We start from the raw sequence: 15,067 nt of genomic DNA on the forward strand, positions 1-15,067 counted from the left end.
GTTAATTGTGACAATAAGCAAAAAGATTGCCGGATTTCTTTCCCAGGCTTCCTGGATCCGCAAAATGTTTGAAGAGGGAGAGCGGTTGCGCGCCATTTACGGTGCCGACAAGGTGTATGATTTTACCCTGGGTAATCCCGACGTGGAACCTCCGGCGGCCTTTAAAGAGGAACTACGTAAACTGGCCGCAAACCCCATCCCGGGGATGCATCGCTACATGAGCAACGCCGGCTACGAGGAAACCCGCCGGGCAGTAGCTGAAGTGCTGGCTGAAGAAACGGGGTTGCCTTTCCGCGCCCGGCACGTGGTAATGACCGTGGGTGCCGGGGGAGGGTTAAACGTAGTATTAAAAACTCTGCTGGATCAGGGGGACGAGGTCATTGTATTAGTTCCCTATTTCGTTGAGTACCGTTTTTACGTGGATAACCATGGCGGGGTTATTAAAGAGGTGCCCACGGGCCCGGACTTTCAACCGGATCTGGCGGCCCTGGAAAAAGCCATTACCTCCAGGACCAAGGCAGTGATCATTAATTCACCCAATAACCCCACGGGGGTGGTATACGGAGCTGCCTGTCTGGCGGAACTGGGAAAGCTTCTGGATAAAAAAGGGGAAGAGCTGGGCACTACCATTTATTTAATTTCCGATGAACCCTATGCCAAAATAATTTACGATGGGATAGAATTACCCAGCGTCTTCCATTTCACCCGCAACAGTATCGTGGTTACTTCCCACAGCAAGGACCTGGCCCTGCCCGGTGAGCGCATTGGGTATACTGCCGTTCACCCGGAGATTAGTGAAGGCGACCTGCTGCTGGAAGGGCTGGTTTTCTGCAACCGCACCCTGGGATTTGTTAACGCCCCCGCGCTGATGCAGCGGCTGGTGGCCAAATTGCAGCGGGAAAAGGTGGACATTGCCGCCTACCAGGAAAAACGCGACCTGTTGTATAATCACCTGGTTTCCCTGGGCTTCGAGATGGTAAAACCCCAGGGGGCCTTTTACTTGTTCCCTCGCTCTCCCCTGCCCGACGACCTGGAATTCGCCCGGCTTGCCCAAAAACATAATATTCTGGTGGTACCGGGGAGCGGTTTTGGTTTGCCGGGTTACTTCCGCATCTCCTATTGCATAAGCAAACAAATAATCCTCAATTCTTTGCCCGCCTGGACACAACTGGCCCGGGAACTTGGCCTTTTGTAAACCAGCAAACACTGTCTCGTAGCGGCTGTCCCTGAAGGAGCAACCCCGCACTCACTAAACAACTCTTTCGTTAGAATAGCCATTGAGCATATGTAAACAACGTTACTCAGAAGGAGTACCTTACCAGTGAGCGCTGGGTTGAGATTGGCGAACCGTTGTTTCATCCGGCCCGTAGCACGGAGCGACGGGGGCGGCCGCCCGGACAAAAAATTAAAAGCCCTGCTGCACAAGCAGAGCTTCTCAGGGCAAATTGTTCAACCCGTTTTATTCCTCCACCAGCATCAACAATTTTTCATGCATGTGCAGGTTCAACTGACGCATGACATTACGCAGAGTTTCAGGATCTCTTAAAACCAGTCCATCCGCCCACCGTTCCAGGAGGTACTGCACAAACTCCATAAAACCGCTGGCCAGGGTTAGCGTGTACAATTCCCGGTAACGGTTGTTATCCGGCTGGCAGCCCGTACCAAGGTTTTCCTTGTGGGTGAGTTTGAAATTGCGCAACTCCTTTTCTTCCCTGGTCCAGGAAACCACCCCGTCAATGACCTGCACTTCCTTGCCGCAGGTGTCACAAATAAATTTAGCCAAATATAACCCCTCCCTTATTTTACCCCCAAAAAAACACTACCTATTTCCCCTCACTCAGGTCTTTAAAAACCTTTCTTTTCAGTTTATATTAGATATAAAAGATTAAACTCCTGCCCCCCTTTTAAAATGGAATTTTTCCCTTGTTAAGGCAAAATACCTGTTTTTTTAACAAGGGGGCCAATTCATAATCAAGCGCGGTGTGAAAGATAAATAGTCGGCGCTGGTGAGATAAAAGTTAATCCCCCAGGCCTGATCGGGCAAACGGTAACGGCAGGCCCGGGCATGCAGGTGGCCGTAAACTACGTGTTTTACGCCGTACTCCTGAAAAATTTCGATAAATCCACTGTATTCGTGTTTTTCGTTGGTCGGCATATAATGCATCATGACAATGATTTCCTCCGCAGACCCTTGCACGCTTTCCAGGGAGTTCCGTAACCGGATGAGTTCGCGCCTGTAAATTTTCATATCTTCATCCTTGAAAAAGGCACCGTTGGGGCACAGCCATCCCCGGGTACCGCAGATGACCAGATCACCCAGCCGTATGTGGTCGTTCTGGATCAAGCGCATATTAGGAGGAGCCATTGCCCGCACCCGGGAGATACTCTGCCACCAGTAATCATGGTTGCCCTGGACGGCTACTATGAGTCCCGGCAGCAAACCGAGAAAATGCAAGTCCGGCCGGGCTTCCTCCAAACGCATAGCCCAGGAGATGTCCCCGCCCACCAGCACCACATCGTCGTCAGTAACGATCCGCGTCCAGTTTTCGTAGATGCGGGATGCATGAGCGGCCCACGACTCATCTACCTCGACCATAGGCTTATACTCCGGACTGTCCCCCCAGTTTAACGGATCCGGTGCCCTGGAAAAAGACAAATGTAAGTCGCTGATAGCATATATTTTCATTTTAGTCTCACTCTCCCACCCAGCGTGCCCTGGCCCGGAGCCGGGTGCTCCGAAAAAGGGGGGAACTTTTAAGAATAAAGGGGTGTAACCCGGTGAATGAGTACAAACTCGTGGTGGTGGTCGAAACCCAGGAACACGTTTACATTCGCCTGTTTGTCAACAATGTCCTTGCCAATCCCGAAGGCTTGATTCGCTTAAAACATGCTGAACTGGATCAGCTATTTCGCGACCTGTTCAAAGGTTCCAGGGGTAAATGCATCAAATGCTACTGTCAATACTCCCGTTAACCCGGCCCTAGCATTCCTCTTCGACACATCTGTCCGGACTCCTGCTCCTCCCGCGGGGAAAAAAAGATGCGACTTGCGGCAGAAGTCGCATCTTTTTTTCATAACACGTCGATAGAGGTTTAACCGTGAATAAGCGGCGGCAGGCAGCGGGTGCACACCCAGAGGCTTTCGCCCCGGTACCGGCAAGGGAGCAAGGGAATGCGGTCCTCGGTGTTTCCACAGCGGAAGCAGGTTTGGGTAAGGTATGTTTTTTCCTTATTCTTCAAGTACTCGTGGACGGCCTCTTCGGAAAAGGCCGGCGCTTCCCGCTCTTCAATGGAAAGGGCGCCCGCCGGACAAACGCCGATACAAAAACCAGCACCATCGCATAATTCCTCCCGAACCACCCGGGCCTTACCATCCACAATCTGGATAGCCCCTTCGGCACAAGGGGTCACACACAGACCGCAACCGGTACATTTTTCCTCGTCTATGCGCACGATCTGACGTTTAGGCATGAAAGAACCCCCCTCTTGCTATATTACACCACTTCCTGCCATTAAAATAACCGATTCTGTCCGCAAACACTGTGCGCTTCTTCCCTGAGCGGCTGTGACTATTCTCACATGGCCTAAGGAGTGGTCTACCGGTCTAAAAAGCCCCATAATATTATAAAAGGGTCGCCAAACCCCAGCTGCCCCGGACGGCTGCAATTAATGCGGTGTAAAGCGGGTGACCAAAAATGCAAAAACACCAGGAAACCATACGTCTGTTCTGGACGGCCTGCGCCCTCCTGTTTGTTCTAGGCATGATTACGCAGCCCCAAACCGTCTATGAAGGAGCCGTTTACGGCCTTGGTGCCTGGTGGAATATAGTATTCCCTTCCCTTCTGCCTTTTTTCATTGTTTCCGAACTGCTCATGAATTTTGGGGTCGTGCATTTTATGGGTGTTCTTCTGGAACCGGTAATGCGCCCCCTTTTTAACGTCCCCGGTGCGGGGTCCTTTGTCCTAGCCATTGGTTATACCAGTGGCTACCCCATCGGAGCCATGGTCACCGCCCGCCTGCGGGCACAAAAGCTATGCACAAGAATTGAGGCCGAACGGCTGATGTCTTTTACCAACAACTCCAGCCCCCTATTTATGCTGGTGGCCGTAGCAGTAGGCATGTTTCACAACGCCTCCCTGGGGCCCCTCATTGCCGGTGCCCATTACCTGGCCAATCTTACCCTTGGCCTGGCTTTGCGTTTTTATGGCCGCCGCGACCCGGAGGTGCTCCCCCGGCCCGTGGCCGACAGGAATACCTGGATTTTAAAACGGGCACTGGCCGAAATGGTCACCCAACAGCACCAGGATAAACGTACCCCAGGCCAGATTATTGGCGATGCCGTAAAAAATGCCATCAATAATCTTTTAAACATCGGCGGTTTTATTATTCTTTTTGCCGTGATTATTCGCCTGCTTACTCAAGCTGGTTTCATCGGCTTATTGGCCCGGGCATTAGGGCTGGTACTGGTGCCTCTCGGCCTCTCGCCGGCAGTACTTCCGGCCCTAGCCAGCGGGCTTTTTGAAATGACCACAGGGACCAAGCTCGCTTCGGAAGCAGCTGCTCCTTTGCTTCACCAGTTGATAGCCGTCGCCATGATTCTGGCCTGGAGCGGCCTGTCCATACAGGCCCAGGCGGCCAGCATGATCGCCGGAACCGATATCCGCATAGGCCCTTTTATACTGGTTAGGGCAGCCCATGCCATCCTTGCCGCCTTTTATACCTGTCTGATGTTTGGCCCGGCCGAAGCTTTAACCCGGTCCCTGATCCAACCCGTTTTTGCACCATTTCTTGCCACGGCTCAACCCGTTTCCCTTTGGAGCGCAAGCCTTATTTCCCTGTTCCTGCTCCTTTTGTCCATGGGTATCATGATTATGCTGGCCGTGGTGCTGGTCATACTAACCCATGTACGTGTCATTATACTCCGTCCCAGGTAATCTTGACAGTTTTTCTAGCAATTACTTATAATAGTCTTACAATAAGATAGCAAATTATGGTTTTGGGTGGGATTCTCCTGGCCGGATGAAGTTTTGCATTGAATACACCCGGCAGCAGGAAACCAGCCGGGACTACTATTTCTTCGGGAGGTGTCAGCGTGAGAATTGCTATGTTACACTGGGCTTTTCCCCCGATTATCGGCGGGGTGGAAAGCCATCTGGCCATGCTGTGTCCAGAGCTTGCCCGCTACGGTTGCCATGTAAGCCTTCTCACCGGGTCCACCCTGGAAGGAGAGGTGGATTACACCTGGCGGGGATTAAGGATCTTACGCCGCAGGCTAATGGACCTGAACAGCCTGGATGCAAAACAAATCATGGACAGAAAAAACGATATTCGCCGGTTGATTGGCGATTTTATCCAGCAAGTTCACCCTGACATTATCCACGCCCATAATATGCATTACTTCAGTCCGGCCCATCTTGAGGCTCTGCTGGAAGCAAAGAAGCGCGGGGGAATCCCCCTGGTACTAACGGCCCATAACGTCTGGTCCGACTCCGTCTGGGAAGAAATGTGCTGTCATGCCGCCGAATGGGATGCGGTAATTGCGGTGAGCCATTACATCAAGAAAGAACTGGTTAAAGCCGGTTTTCCGGAAGACAGGATTACCGTGGTACACCACGGCATCGATCTGGAAAGATTTAGACCGCCTACCAAAGAGGATCTACAAAAGGCGTGGGAAACTTATCCAGAACTAAAAGGCAAAAGGGTAATCTTCCACCCGGCACGCATGAGTTACGATAAGGGCTGCCATATAAGCATCAAGGCCTTCAAGCTTGTCAAGGAACAATTCCCGGATGCCCTGCTGGTGCTGGCCGGTACGGAAAAAACCGTGGACTGGGGCAGCAAGCAACACGAGCACGTATCCAGGATCAAACGGCTGATTACGGAACTGGAGCTGGAAGGGGATGTTTTTATCCAGTTCTTCTCCTGGGATGAAATACCGTTGATGTACCAGGCCGCCGAAATTTGTATCTACCCCTCCTGCTTTGAGGAACCCTTCGGCCTGGCCATGCTGGAATCCCTGGCCACAGGTCGCCCCATGATAGTCAGCCGGGCCGGTGGTATGCCCGAGGTAATCCAGGATGATATCAACGGCTACGTGGTACCGATGCACGATCACGAGGCTTTAGCTGAAAGGTGCTGCCATTTGCTGGCTAACCCCCAGAAAGCCCGGCAAATGGGTGAAACAGGACGGCAAATGGTGGAAAAAAACTTTACCCGCGAAGTCATGACCGCCCGTACACTCCAGGTTTACGGTAAAGCACTGGCCTCTTACCTGCGTAAGCAAAAACAAATTGCCTAGGAGGTAATGCAGTGCTTGACATCACCCACATACCAGGGTTAGCCATCCGTACGTCCTTTTCCCAGGAAGTGCTAAAAGAAGGAGAACTTTTTTTCATCTGCGGACCCGAGGGAGAAGTGTACCATGAGCATAATGCAGGCTTTGGGCTCTATTACCGGGACACCCGCTATCTGAGCTGTCTGGAAATGGGGCTAACGGAAGGAAATCTTCTATTCCTTTCCTCTTCCATTAAGGACAGCCACTTTGCCCAATTCGAACTTACCAACCCGGCGCTGGACCGGGGTAATCATGTGATTCCGGCAAGCACCATTCACATCCGCACCCTGCGGGTCCTGGATAACGCCCTGTTCCAACGGTTACGGCTTATAAATTTCAACCCCATGCCCGTAATGATTACCCTCCAGTTCACCCTGGGGGCCGATTTCCGGGATATTTTTGAGGTCCGGGGCTTTATCCGCAAGCAAAAGGGGGAAATTTTCACCCCGGTGTCTACTCGGGAGGGAGTTCTCTTTGGGTACCGGGGAAGGGATGATCTGTGCCGCTATACCAGTGTCTCCTTTTCCCCTTATCCCGACAGCGTGGAGGTAAACGAAGAAAAAAACCTGGCCACCGCCCGGTTCTCCCTCACCCTGCCCCCCGGACGCAAGGTTTACCTCTATATGCAGGTGAAACCTTTTATCGGCAACAAGCCCGATCCTGCCAGCACCGGCGGAAGTGGAACGGTTGCTGCGGGATTCAGCGGGGCAGTACGCAAAACCTCTTCCCTCTACGAAAAGTGGAAAGAGCAATGTACCCAGTTTAAAAGCGATAATGTCTTTTTGAGCAACATGCTCCGGCGCAACGTAACCGACCTGTGCGCCCTGTGCACACGCTATCCCGATCTGGGCACCATTGTGCAGGCCGGCATACCCTGGTATGCGGCCCCCTTTGGGCGGGACGCCCTGATTACTTCCTGGCAGGCTTTAATTGTCAACCCCGACATTGCCCGGGATAGCCTGTACTTCCTGGCCCGCCTGCAGGGGAAAGAGGATAACCCCTGGCGGGATGAAGAACCCGGGAAAATACCCCACGAACTTCGCCGGGGAGAATTGGCCGCCTGCGGGGAAATCCCCCATACTCCCTATTACGGCAGCGTGGACGCCACTCCCTGGTTCATCATCCTGCTTTCCGAAACCTACCGCTGGACTGGAAACAAACAGCTGGTCCTCGATCTTGCTCCGAACCTTTTTGCAGCCGTGGAATGGTGCCGGAAATATGGGGATAGGGACGGCGACGGATTTATTGAATATGCCGTCCGTTCCCCCGCAGGGCTGACAAACCAGGGCTGGAAAGATTCCTGGGACGGGGTTATTGATCCCCGGGGCAGCCTGCCCACGGCTCCCATTGCCCTGGTAGAAGTACAGGCCTATTATTACCTGGCTTTAAAGCGGGCCGCTGAAATGGGCCGGGTACTGGGAAAGAACGACTGGGCCTGTGAGCTCGAACAGGAAGCCCTGGTCCTGCAACGCAAGTTTTTAGAAGCTTTCTGGATGGAAGATGAGGAGTACCTGGCCTTTGCCCTGGATGGTGACAAGAAACAGGTTAAAACCATTGTCTCTAACCCGGGCCACTGCCTGTTTACCGGCATTCTACCCGAAGAGCTTGCCGTAGCCGTGGCTAGGCGGCTGTTGGCCAGCGACATGTATTCCGGATGGGGTATTCGCACCATGAGCAAATCCATGGGACCGTATAACCCCATGAGTTATCATAACGGTTCGGTCTGGCCCCATGACAACGCCATCATTGCCTACGGATTGCGTTGCTACCGCCAGTTTGACCTGCTGGAAAAAGTGGTCAGCGGCCTTTTTGAGGCGGCCATGTCCTTCCCCTATCACCGGTTGCCGGAAGTCTTTTGTGGTTTTACCAGGCGCAGGGACGGCGGGCCCGTACATTACCCCACCGCCTGTGACCCCCAGGCCTGGGCCGTAGGGACCATGCCCCTGCTCATACGCACCATGCTGGGCATCTCCTGCTGGGGCAACGAGGTGCGGGTGAGCGCTCCCCAGCTGCCTCCCTGGGTCCAGGAAATCCAGATCTGTAACCTTACCACGGGTTGCGGCACGGTAGATCTGGAATTTACCCGTAAACAGGGTAAAGCCTATTGCGGAGTACTACGAGCTACGGGTAACACCCGCGTGATCATTGAAAATTAAAAAGGAGGTGGAAGTTGTGTACGGCTATGGACGTACCCCCTCACAGGTGGTTGTAATTTCCAACCGTGGAGCCTATACCTTCCAGAAGGATCACGATCAATTGATTACCAGACGCACCGTTGGAGGATTAGCTTCGGCTGTAGAACCGGTTCTGACCGCCCACGGGGGAACCTGGATCTCCTGGTGCGGGCGCATTGATCATACGGGTAAAGACCGCGGTGTTAAGCTGGGCATCCCACCGGCAGAGCCACGCTATCACATCCAGGAGGTTTTTCTCTCCCCTGAAGAACATGAAAACTACTACCACGGTTTCTGTAACGCTTGTCTCTGGCCCCTGTGCCACCAGCTGCCCGAACGTTGTTCCTTTGAAAGGGCTTACTGGGATGCCTACCGCCGGGTTAACCAGAAGTTCGCCCGTATTACCCTGGAAGCAAAAAAGGAGATCTACTGGATACACGATTTTCATCTTGCCCTGGTACCACAGCTTTTGCGGCACAGATCACCCGGGGCTGCCATTGCCTTCTTCTGGCACATTCCCTTTCCCCCGGCGGACCTTTTTCAGATCCTCCCCTGGGGGCGCCAGATTATCTATGGCCTTTTAGGCAGTGACCTGATCGCCTTCCATACCAGCCGATACGCGCAAAATTTCCTGGACACCGTTGCGTGCTATTATCCGGCCAGGATTTACCCGGAACAGGGTCTGATTCGCCTGCGTAACCGCCGCATTTTGGTACAGGCTCTGCCGGTAGGTATCAACTACCACCGCTTTGAACAGCTGGCTGCCGATCCCGCCGTGCGGGCCCGGGCGGAGGAAATACGCAAGTCCCTGGCTGCGGAAAAGGTACTTTTGGGCATAGATCGCATGGACTATACCAAAGGAATTCCCGAGCGGATAAGAGCCATGGCCTACCTTTTGGAAAAGTACCCTGCATACCGCGGAAGGGTCACCCTACTACAAATTGCCGTACCCAGCCGCAATGGTATTGGCGAATACGGATCCTTAAAGCGGGAAGTGGAACGGATTGTAGGCGAAATCAACGGACGGTACGACCAGATGTACGGAGCCGTACCGGTGCGCTACCGTTATCAATCCCTGGACCAGGCAGAGCTGGTAGCCCATTACCTGGCTGCCGACGTGCTACTGGTGACGGCCTTAAGGGACGGCCTTAATCTGGTGGCCAAGGAATTCGTGGCTTCGCGCATTGACGGCAAGGGAGTGCTAATTTTAAGCCCCTTTGCCGGGGCGGCCCAGGAACTTCACGGAGCACTGCTGGCCAATCCCTTTGAACCGGCCCACCTGGCAGCCAAAATCAAAATGGCCCTGGAGATGCCTTTCCAGGAACAAAAAAGCCGCCTGGAATCTTTACGCCGCATTGTGAAAAGCCGGGATGTACGCTGGTGGTGGCAGAGCAACTTGAAACTGGTTAAAAGCCTGGGTTCCGGCCTCACCCCGGCAACCACCAACGCGGCCAACCTGTAACCGGGAGGCCAGGTTCCCTGGTGTACAAGGAACCGCCCCTGGCAACCCCGGAAAATCTGGCTGCATGGATGGCCGCGGCATCCCGGTTGCTGCTCATGCTGGATTACGACGGCACCCTGGTGCCCATTGCCCCCACCCCGGATCTGGCCCGGCCGGACCCGGAACTTCTGGCTATTCTGCAAAAATTATCCCTTTCCCCCGGTCGAGTGGTAGCGGTGATCAGCGGTCGTAAACTGGCCGAACTACAAAAATTACTCCCCCTGACCGGCCTGCACCTGGCTGGTTCCCACGGGGCGGAAATACAGGAAACCGGGGGCAAAACATACCGCCTGTTCGAGAATCGCAAGCTGGAAGAAAACATTTCAAGCCTGGAAAGGGTAGCCAGGGAATGTGTGGCCAACAGCAGGGGCTTTTTAGTGGAAAATAAAGGCATCTCACTGGCCTTACATTATCGCCAGGCGGATCCTGAGCTGGCCCGGCAGGTGCTGGATAGTTTTATCGAAAGAGCAGCCCCCATCATGGGCAAAAACCGGCTGGAGCTCTTGCCGGGGAAAAAGGTGCTGGAGATACGCCCCCGGGGAGTAAGCAAAGGCAAAGCGGTGCAGTACCTTTGCCGGAAATATGCCGGGGCGCTGCCGGTTTACATCGGAGATGACCGTACCGATGAGGATGCATTTATGGCTCTCAGGGAGGGCTGCGGCATCCTGGTTAGTTCCCAGCCCCGTCCCAGTGCGGCAACCGCCCGCCTGCCCTCACCCCGGGAGGTGTATAAGATGCTGCTCCTGCTTGCTCTATGAGGAGGGTTATTTTTAGCTCCCTAAAGACAACTTGAGCATTACAATAAGTTGCTGCACATTAGACAAATGCAGGCCGCCAAGGGTATGCTTTATCCCCTTACCGGACATGATAAGCACAACCGACACCAGGTTCAAAGTAGGTGAGAAAGTTGGCGGACCTGCATGCTTTTTTTCGCCCCCAAACGGTAGCCATTATCGGTGCTTCCAAAAAACCTGGTAAAATTGGCAACGTGTTGGTGAAAAATATGATCGCCTGCGGTTACCCGGGCAGGATTTATCCCGTCAATCCCAAAGAGGAAGAAATAGAAGGGCTTTGCTGTTATCCCAATTTAAGCGCCATCGGGGAAAGGATGGACCTGGTGGTGGTCGCCGTTCCGGCTAACCGGGTTATCGCCGTAGCACAGGAATGCGGCCTTACGGGGGCCAAAAATCTGGTGGTAATCTCGGCGGGATTTAAGGAAGTGGGCAAGGAAGGACTAATTCTGGAAATGGAACTCACCCGCATTTGCCGCAGTTACGGCATGGGCCTTTTAGGGCCCAACTGCGTTGGTATGATGGATACCCACGTACCCATAAACGCCTCCTTTTCTGCCGTTTTTCCGAAGCAGGGGAACATCGCTTTCATTTCCCAGAGTGGGGCCATGCTGGTGGCCATTTTGGACTGGAGTCTGGCCACCGGGCTGGGCTTTTCCCGGGTTGTCAGCCTGGGAAATAAGGCCGATCTTAATGAAGCGGATTTTATAGCCGACGCGGCCAACGACCCCAACACCCGGGTTATTCTCTGCTACATCGAGGACGTGGCCCGGGGCCAGCAGTTTTTACAGGTGGCCAGGGCGGCCAGCCGCAAAAAGCCGGTGATCATCCTCAAAAGCGGTGCCAGCCAGGCCGGGGCCCAGGCTGCCTCCTCCCATACCGGAGCCCTTGCCGGCAGCGACCTGGCCTATGAGACGGCTTTCCGGCAAAGTGGAGTCATCCGCGCCCGGAGCATGGCCGAGCTTTTTGATTTGGCCGTTGCCTTTGCCCACCAGCCCGTGCCCAAAGGAAACCGGGTGGCGGTGGTCACCAATGCCGGCGGACCTGGCATTGTAACCACGGACAGCATCGAAATGAGCGAACTGACCATGGCCCGCTTCAGCAAGGAAACCACCCAGGAGTTAAGGGCCAACCTGCCGCGGGAAGCGGCCATTTACAATCCGGTAGACGTCCTAGGTGACGCCGGCGAAAACCGCTATCGCTTTGCCCTGGAAAAGGTGCTCGCTGATCAAAGTGTGGACAGCGCGGTGGTGCTGGTCTGCCCCACGGCAGTCACGGAACCGGAACAAACCGCCCGGGCCATCATTGAAACTCACCGCATTTACCCGGATAAGCCGGTACTTGCTGCCTATATGGGCGGAAAAACCCTGGCGGGAGGAGCTAAGCTCCTGGCAGAAGAAGGCATACCCTGTTTCACCTTTCCCGAACCGGCGGTCAGAGCCTTGAGCGGGATGGTGCGCTACGCCCGGGCCAGGGAATTGCCGGAAAAAGAAAAGGAGCTCGAGCTGGGTGATATCCAGCCCGAGCCGGTTAAGGAAATCTTACAAAAAGTACGCCAGGAAGGCCGGTTAACTCTTCTCGGCAGTGAAGCCAGCCGGGTGGCCGGTTGCTACGGGATTGCCGTGGCCCCCATTGTCCTGGCCACCAGTCCCCATGAAGCAGCGGCCAGGGCACAGGAAATTGGCTTCCCGGTGGTCATGAAGGTGGCCTCCCCCCAAATTTTACACAAAACCGACATCGGGGGAGTAAAAATAGGGGTGGAAACTCCCCAGGAAGTAAAAAAAGCGTTTATTGAGATTACCGAAAACGTCCAGCGCTTCCTGCCCAAAGCGGTTATCTACGGTATTGAGATTCAAAAAATGATGCTCCAGGGAACGGAATTAATCATTGGCATGACCCGGGACGTACAGTTCGGCCCTTTAATAGCCTTTGGACTGGGAGGAATTTACGTCAACCTTTTAAAAGATGTCTCCTTCCGCCTGGCCCACGGTCTGACCAGGCAGGAAATCCAGCAAATGCTTACCGAAACCAGGGCTTACACGTTGTTACGGGGTTACCGCGGCGAAAAGCCAAAGGATCTCGGGGCAATCGTGGAAATGATTGCCCGGACTGCCAGGTTGGTGCTTGATTTTCCCGAAATTGGGGAAATGGATATCAACCCGGTTTTTGCCTATCCGGACGGGGCCTTTGCCCTGGATGTAAAAATCACCATATCGTGAGGTGTAAGCGGTGAAAAACCTTTATATCATGGGTACGGCGGGCAGTGGAAAAACAGCCATGGCGGTGGGCCTGGCCCTAAAACTGGTCCAGCATGGATACAAGGTAGCCTATTTTAAGCCGGTGGGCCATCCCACCGGTGTAAGGGAACAGAATGACGAGGACGCACGGCTCATGCAGGAGGTGTTAGATTTAAAACAACCCCTGGATGTAATCGCACCCTTTATCGCCGGCCCGTCCTATCTGTCGGGCTACCGGCAATGCGAGGCATTAGAACGGATCCTGTCCTGCTACCGGCAGGTCAGTACCGGGGCGGACGTGGTGCTTATCGGGGGAGCCGCCTTCCCCCATATCATGGGATGCTGGGGCCTGGATGCCGTCACCCTGGCCAAAAAGTTTGAAGCCCTGGTTTTGTTCACGATCCGCATTGAAAATGATTTCAGTCTGGATGAAGCCATTTTCATCAACAGCTACCTGGCAAATCAGGGTATCAAGATGCTGGGGAATGTTTTTAACAACGTCCCCCGCCCGTTGCTGGCCAAAACAGAAGGGATTTATAAGTCCATCCTTACCGAACGGGGATACCGTACCCTGGGTATCATTCCCCAGCGTCCAGAAATATCTTCGCCCACGGTGACGGAATTTTACGAAACACTGGGCGGGGAAATCCTGGCCGGTGAGGAAAATATGGACCGGTTGGTAGAGGATGTGATTGTTGGTGCCATGACTATTGAAAGCGCCCTGGGTTATTTGCGGCGGGCCCCAAATAAAGCGGTAATTACCGGGGGTGACCGGGCCGACCTGGCCCTGGCGGCCCTGGAAACCAGCACGTCAGTGTTAATCCTCACCGGTGGTTTATATCCGGACGTAAAGGTTATTGCCCGGGCAGCAGAAAAAAACGTGCCGCTTATTCTGGTGCATTACGACACCTTTACCACTATTGAAAAGCTGGCGGAGATTAGCCGGCGTATCCGCCCCCGGGACCGCAAACGCATTGCCCTGGCCCGGGAAAACATAGAAAAATACTGCAATTTTCCCGCCATACTTCAGGCCCTGGCGGATTAGCCCTGGGTCGCCCGGGAATTAACAACGTCACTAACCTTAACTCCTCTTAATTCAGCGCGTCCGTTGCGAATCTGGGTCATGATCTTGTCCAGCTCCTCTTCCAGCCCACCCAGAATCTCATCGGCATATTCCCGTGCACCCTGTTTGATTTCCCTGGCCACCTGTTCCGCCTTGTGGACAATTTCGTCCGCCATGGCCTGGGCTTTTTTCACCACTTCACTTTCTTCCGCCCGTTTTTCCAGCTGTTTCTGGGCATCCTCCAAAAGACGCCCCGCCTCCTTGCGGGTGTCGGCCAGTACCTTTTCCCGTTCCTGGAGGAGCCAGCGTGCCTGGCGCAATTCCTCGGGCAGAGTGGTGCGAATACGGTCCAGGTAATCCAGCAGGCGATCCTCGTCCACCATCACCCGCCTGGTCATGGGTATCCGGGGACTATTTTCAATCATCTCCTCCATCTCATTTAAAATATGGAATAGCTCCACTCCTACCCCTCCCTACCCGGTTGTTGAAGGGACATAAATTTTTCCCGCAACTTTTGTTCTACTACGGGGGGTACCAGGTCACGCACACAACCCCCGAAGTAAGCTACTTCCTTTACGGCACTGGAACTGATGAAGGAATATTCCGCCCTGGTCATGAGGAACAGCGTATCTATTGAAGGAACCAGTTTTTTGTTGGTCAGGGCCATCATAAACTCGTTTTCAAAGTCTGAAATGGCCCGCAGGCCCCGGATAATTGCCTGGGCACCCAGGTTTTTCGCGTAATTCACCGTCAGCCCATCAAAGGAATCTACCACCACGTTATAATAGGGCTGCAATACCTCCCGCAACATTTCCAACCTTTCACTAACGGTAAAGAGCGGCTTTTTGCTGGTATTGCGGGACACCGCCACAACCAGCTGATCAAATAAACAGGCTGCCCGCTCAATTACATCAAGATGTCCATTGGTTATCGGGTCGAAACTGCCCGGGTAAACCGCGATGCGCAAA

Annotated in this window: 14 protein-coding genes; 9 read left to right on the plus strand and 5 right to left on the minus strand. The window is 53.9% G+C overall.

The annotated features are described in order from the left end of the window. Nucleotides 1–7: 7 nt before the first annotated feature. Nucleotides 8–1,195: a pyridoxal phosphate-dependent aminotransferase gene (locus G7K71_RS01355; RefSeq protein ID WP_166342946.1), complete on the plus strand. Its 1,188-nt coding sequence runs from the start codon at nt 8–10 to the stop codon at nt 1,193–1,195. 264 nt (nt 1,196–1,459) lie between these two features. On the opposite strand, the gene G7K71_RS01360 is transcribed toward G7K71_RS01355, so the two are convergent. Together G7K71_RS01360 and G7K71_RS01365 are read right to left on the minus strand one after the other, a co-directional pair. Next, nucleotides 1,460–1,783, minus strand: a complete 324-nt coding sequence (locus tag G7K71_RS01360) for a hypothetical protein (RefSeq protein ID WP_013822364.1) — start codon at nt 1,781–1,783, stop codon at nt 1,460–1,462. Nucleotides 1,784–1,948: 165 nt separating this feature from the next. After that, on the minus strand, nt 1,949–2,686 hold the full coding sequence (locus G7K71_RS01365) for a metallophosphoesterase (protein WP_013822363.1): 738 nt from the start codon (nt 2,684–2,686) through the stop codon (nt 1,949–1,951). Between the two features lie 92 nt (nt 2,687–2,778). On the opposite strand from G7K71_RS01365, the gene G7K71_RS01370 reads away from it, so the two are divergent. Beyond that, entirely contained in the window at nt 2,779–2,973 is a 195-nt protein-coding gene (locus G7K71_RS01370) for a hypothetical protein (protein WP_013822362.1), read from the plus strand. A gap of 119 nt (nt 2,974–3,092) precedes the next feature. On the opposite strand, the gene G7K71_RS01375 is transcribed toward G7K71_RS01370, so the two are convergent. Then, complete coding sequence (locus G7K71_RS01375) at nt 3,093–3,470, minus strand: ATP-binding protein (protein WP_166342948.1); 378 nt, start codon at nt 3,468–3,470, stop codon at nt 3,093–3,095. Between the two features lie 224 nt (nt 3,471–3,694). Here G7K71_RS01375 and ylbJ point away from each other — a divergent pair, with 224 nt between their 5' ends. The 7 genes from ylbJ (at nt 3,695) to G7K71_RS01410 (ending at nt 14,081) form a co-directional block, all read left to right on the plus strand. Then, nucleotides 3,695–4,933, plus strand: a complete 1,239-nt coding sequence (gene ylbJ, locus G7K71_RS01380; protein ID WP_166342950.1) for a sporulation integral membrane protein YlbJ — start codon at nt 3,695–3,697, stop codon at nt 4,931–4,933. 158 nt (nt 4,934–5,091) lie between these two features. Further along, nucleotides 5,092–6,297 carry a glycosyltransferase family 4 protein gene (locus G7K71_RS01385; RefSeq protein WP_013822359.1) on the plus strand — a complete coding sequence of 402 codons (1,206 nt, stop codon included), beginning with the start codon at nt 5,092–5,094 and terminating at the stop codon, nt 6,295–6,297. Between the two features lie 11 nt (nt 6,298–6,308). Beyond that, a complete protein-coding gene (locus tag G7K71_RS19995) occupies nt 6,309–8,489 on the plus strand; it encodes an amylo-alpha-1,6-glucosidase (protein ID WP_166342952.1) in 2,181 nt (726 codons plus the stop codon). Nucleotides 8,490–8,505: 16 nt separating this feature from the next. Beyond that, nucleotides 8,506–9,969 (plus strand): trehalose-6-phosphate synthase, encoded by a 1,464-nt coding sequence (locus G7K71_RS01395; protein WP_166342953.1) that lies wholly within the window; start codon nt 8,506–8,508, stop codon nt 9,967–9,969. A 20-nt stretch (nt 9,970–9,989) separates the two neighbouring features. Further along, nucleotides 9,990–10,766: a trehalose-phosphatase gene (otsB, locus tag G7K71_RS01400; protein WP_166342955.1), complete on the plus strand. Its 777-nt coding sequence runs from the start codon at nt 9,990–9,992 to the stop codon at nt 10,764–10,766. Nucleotides 10,767–10,915: 149 nt separating this feature from the next. Then, nucleotides 10,916–13,018 (plus strand): acetate--CoA ligase alpha subunit, encoded by a 2,103-nt coding sequence (gene acs, locus G7K71_RS01405; protein ID WP_013822355.1) that lies wholly within the window; start codon nt 10,916–10,918, stop codon nt 13,016–13,018. A gap of 10 nt (nt 13,019–13,028) precedes the next feature. Next, complete coding sequence (locus tag G7K71_RS01410) at nt 13,029–14,081, plus strand: phosphotransacetylase family protein (protein ID WP_166342957.1); 1,053 nt, start codon at nt 13,029–13,031, stop codon at nt 14,079–14,081. Here G7K71_RS01410 and G7K71_RS01415 read toward each other — a convergent pair. Further along, nucleotides 14,078–14,560 carry an ATPase gene (locus tag G7K71_RS01415; protein WP_166342958.1) on the minus strand — a complete coding sequence of 161 codons (483 nt, stop codon included), beginning with the start codon at nt 14,558–14,560 and terminating at the stop codon, nt 14,078–14,080. The two genes, G7K71_RS01410 and G7K71_RS01415, sit on opposite strands and share 4 nt — an antisense overlap. Nucleotides 14,561–14,562: 2 nt before the next feature. Next, complete coding sequence (gene coaD, locus G7K71_RS01420; protein WP_013822352.1) at nt 14,563–15,066, minus strand: pantetheine-phosphate adenylyltransferase; 504 nt, start codon at nt 15,064–15,066, stop codon at nt 14,563–14,565. Nucleotide 15,067 lies beyond the last annotated feature (1 nt).

The sequence above is a fragment of the Desulfofundulus sp. TPOSR genome (assembly GCF_011393055.1).
Lineage (GTDB): Bacteria > Bacillota > Desulfotomaculia > Desulfotomaculales > Desulfovirgulaceae > Desulfofundulus > Desulfofundulus kuznetsovii.